Source organism: Dietzia sp. CW19 (assembly GCF_014145265.1).
Lineage (GTDB): Bacteria > Actinomycetota > Actinomycetes > Mycobacteriales > Mycobacteriaceae > Dietzia > Dietzia natronolimnaea.
Window position 1 is genome coordinate 1 of sequence record NZ_JAALEE010000401.1, and the last position, 3,713, is coordinate 3,713.

The 3,713-nt window shown below is 69.6% G+C and carries 4 protein-coding genes; 3 read left to right on the top strand and 1 reads right to left on the bottom strand.

Annotated elements, in window-relative coordinates; translation table 11 throughout:
• The coding region (locus G6021_RS12120) for a hydroxyethylthiazole kinase (protein ID WP_182641390.1) at positions 1-420 on the bottom strand (420 nt) is incomplete at its 3' end.
• A gap of 70 nt (positions 421-490) precedes the next feature.
• Between G6021_RS12120 and G6021_RS12125 the strand changes: the two genes are divergently transcribed.
• From G6021_RS12125 to G6021_RS12135, 3 genes are all read left to right on the top strand, one after another.
• The gene (locus G6021_RS12125) at positions 491-1,492 is read left to right on the top strand and encodes an LLM class flavin-dependent oxidoreductase (RefSeq protein ID WP_182641391.1); all 1,002 of its coding nucleotides are present in this window, start codon (positions 491-493) and stop codon (positions 1,490-1,492) included.
• 92 nt (positions 1,493-1,584) lie between these two features.
• Positions 1,585-2,793, top strand: a complete 1,209-nt coding sequence (locus G6021_RS12130) for an acyl-CoA desaturase (RefSeq protein WP_182641392.1) — start codon at positions 1,585-1,587, stop codon at positions 2,791-2,793.
• A 22-nt stretch (positions 2,794-2,815) separates the two neighbouring features.
• Entirely contained in the window at positions 2,816-3,634 is an 819-nt protein-coding gene (locus G6021_RS12135; RefSeq protein WP_182641393.1) for a thioesterase family protein, read from the top strand.
• Positions 3,635-3,713 lie beyond the last annotated feature (79 nt).

The following is a 3,713-nucleotide window of genomic DNA, read 5'->3' on the forward strand; positions in this document are numbered from 1 at the left end:
GACGATCTCCGAGGCGTTGGCACGGATCGCCGCGGGGACGTGGTCGAGCCAGCCGGTGGCGAGCCCGGTGCGCAGCGTCAGACCGCCCACCGCCACCGGATCGAGGACCCACGGGGTGCCGTGCTCCCGCGCCGAGCCGATCGCGGCGTGCATGCCCTCGACCTGCTCGGCTGTCGGGTTGCCCACGTTGACCAGCACCCCTGAGGCGACCGCGGCGAAGTCGGCGGCCTCCTCGGGGTGGTCGACCATCGCGGGAGCCGCACCGGCCGCCAGCAGAACGTCGGCCGTGATCTGGCGGACCACCGAGTTGGTCAGGCAGTGCACGAGCGGTTCGGCCCTGCGCATCTCCGAGACCAGGTGCACGATGTCGACGGAACTGGAACTGGAACTGGAACTGGAACCGGAGCCGGGTGCGGACATACCCCCAGTGTGCCGCCCCCGGCCGGACACGGGACGGAATAGGTCCCGCGGGGCGTGGGTTGGACCGGTCATGACCCCCTCCCCGATGCCCCTGTCCGTGATCGATTTCGCCTCCGTCCGCCCCGGTCAGTCCGTCGGGGAGGCGCTGCAGGACTCGGTGGCGTTGGCGTGCAGGGCCGAGGAGCTGGACTACGAGAGGGTCTGGTACTCCGAGCACCACAACATGGGGTCCATCGCCTCCTCGGCGCCGGCGGTGCTCATGGCGCACATCGCCTCCCAGACCGAGCGGATCCGCCTGGGCTCCGGTGGGGTGATGCTGCCCAACCACTCGCCGCTCGTGATCGCCGAGCAGTTCGGCACGCTCGCCGAGCTGCACCCGGACAGGATCGACCTGGGGCTGGGGCGCGCGCCCGGCACCGACCAGCAGACGTTCCGCGCCCTGCGTCGCGAGCCGTCGGCCGCCGAGCGCTTCCCCGACGACGTGCGTGAACTGCAGGCCTTCCTGGGGGACTCCCCGTCGGACCTCGCCCGCACCCGCGGGATCATCGCAACCCCGGGCCGGGGCACCAGGGTTCCCCTCTACATCCTCGGATCCTCGTTGTTCGGCGCCCAGCTCGCCGCGAAGTTCGGCCTGCCGTACGCGTTCGCCTCGCACTTCGCGCCCGATGCGCTCGAGCAGGCCTCGGCGGTCTACCGCGACCGGTTCGAGCCCAGCGACCAGCTGGCCGAGCCGTACATGATCGCCGCGGTCAACGTGGTGGCCGACGACGACACCGGGCGCGCGGCCCGCGAACTGCACTGGTACCGCCGCCAGCGCGTCAAGCTCATGGCCGGTCGCGGGCGCCACTTCTCGGACGAGGAGCTGGACATGGTGATGGAGTCGGCCGCCGGTCGCCAGATCCTGCACATGATCACCTACACCGCAGTGGGTGACGGTCCCGAGGTGCGCGACTACCTGCGCGACTTCGCCGAGCGCGCGGGCGCGGACGAGCTGATGATCGCCCCCGTGGGGTCGACCCGTGAGCGGGTTCACGGCACGTTGGACGTGCTGCGCCGGGCCTGGAACGACTGAGATGTCGGCGGCCGAGTGCCGTTGGTCACGTATTCCCAGCGCGTGCCTACTCACGGGTAGCCGTGGGTGCCAGTCAGGCCTAGAGTTGATCCATGGCCATTTCTGATGTAGGCGAGTACGCGCACCTCTCTCCCGAGCAGATCGACGAGCTGGGGCGGGAACTCGACGCGATCAGGGCCGACGTGATCGCCTCTCGCGGGGAACGGGACTACCGCTACATCCACAGCGTGATCCGGCTGCAGCGGGGGATCGAACTGGGAGCCCGCGCGGTCCTGTATCTCGGCGCGCGGAACCGCACGGCCTGGGCGCTCGGCACGGGAGCCCTGGCCGTGGCCAAGATCCTCGAGAACATGGAGATCGGTCACAACGTCCTGCACGGACAGTGGGACTGGATGAACGATCCGGAGATCCACTCCACCACGTGGGAGTGGGACCTGGTCGGCAGCTCCGCCGACTGGAAGCACACCCACAACTACCTCCATCACAAGTTCACGAACATCGTCGGGCTGGACGACGACGTGGGGTTCGGCGTCCTGCGGGTCACGCGTGACGTGCCGTGGGAGCCCCGGTACTCCGCCAACCTCCTGATCAACACCGTGTTGATGCTGGGGTTCGAATGGGGGATCGGGCTGCAGCACGTCCGGTTCCAGGACGCGTTCCCGGGTTCCGGTGCCACGCCCGCCGACCGCCGTACCGCCAAGGCGTTCCTGCGGAAGGCGGGCAAGCAGGTCCTCAAGGACTACGTCCTGTTCCCCGTGCTCGCGGGGCCGTCCGGCCGGCAGGCGCTCACGGCGACCGTCACCGCGAACATCATCCGCAACATCTGGACCAACGCGGTGATCTTCTGCGGCCACTTCCCGGACGGGGCGGAGAAGTTCACCCCCAAGGACGTGAAGAACGAGACGCAGGCCGAGTGGTACCTGCGCCAGATGCTCGGCAGCGCCAACCTCGACGGCGGCCCCGTCATGAACCTCATGTCGGGCAACCTGTCGTTCCAGATCGAGCACCACATGTTCCCCGACCTGCCGTCCAACCGGTACTCGGAGATCTCGCTGCGGGTCCGGGACCTGTGCGAGCGGTACGACCTGCCGTACGTGAGCGGGCCGCTGTGGAAGCAGTACCTGCAGTCGTGGCGCACCATCGCCCGGCTCTCCCTGCCCGACAAGTACCTGCACCGGACCGCCGACGACGCGGCGGAGACCCGCAGCGAGAAGATGTTCGACCGGATGCCGCAGATGCCGGGCCTGGCGACGGCCCTGGCCGCGTTCCGGAACAAGGGGCGCCCCCAACTGGTCCGCTGACCGCTTTGGCAGACTGTCCGGCATGTCGCTGAAGAGCATGCTGGAGTCCGCCTCGCGCGGCGGGAGCGTCGAGATCACGGACGGTTGGACGCAGGGCCGCGCGATCTACGGAGGCCTGACCGGGGCCCTGCTCCTCGCGTCGATCAAGGGTCGCCTGAAGGACGCGGCCGGGTCGGCGTCGGGGTCTTTACATCCGTTGAGGTCGTTCACCGTCTCGTTCGTCGGTCCCGCCACGACGGGCGCGGTCGAGGTCCACGCCGAGATTCTGCGGGTCGGGAAGAACGTCACGCAAGCCCAGGCCACGCTGCGGCAGGACGGAGCGATCGTCGCCACGGCGCTCGCGGCGTTCGGGAAGCACCGCGAGTCCACCATCGTGGTGCCACCGAGGCATCCCATGCCGGAGTTGCCCGAGCCCGGGACCATCGAGCCGTTCCCCTACATCGAGAAGATGACCCCGGAGTTCTACCGGTTCCTCGCGTTGAGGCAGGTCGGCGGCGCCCTACCGTTCAGCGGAGCCGAGACCGGAGACCTCTCGGGCTGGGCGCAGCTGCGCGAGGCCCCGGAGGAGTTCCACGAGGAGCATCTGCTGGTGCTCGCGGACGCGTGGCCACCCGCGACCATCCAGATGCTGTCCGGGTTCGCACCCGCCAGCAGCCTGACCTGGACGCTGGAGCTGGTGGCGGAGATCGGCCCCGACACGATCCCGCCGGAGGCGCTGTTCGCCTACGAGGCGACCACCGATGCCTCCCGCGACGGGTACGCGCACACCCACGCCATGATGTGGCGACCGGACGGGGCCCTGACGGCGATCAGCCGCCAGACCATCACCGTGTTCGGGTGACGGCCGGCGGCTGATCGGTCGGCGGCGGGACTCAGCCGGCGGCGCGGCTGGCCCTGCGTCGATCGCCGCCACGCGGCTG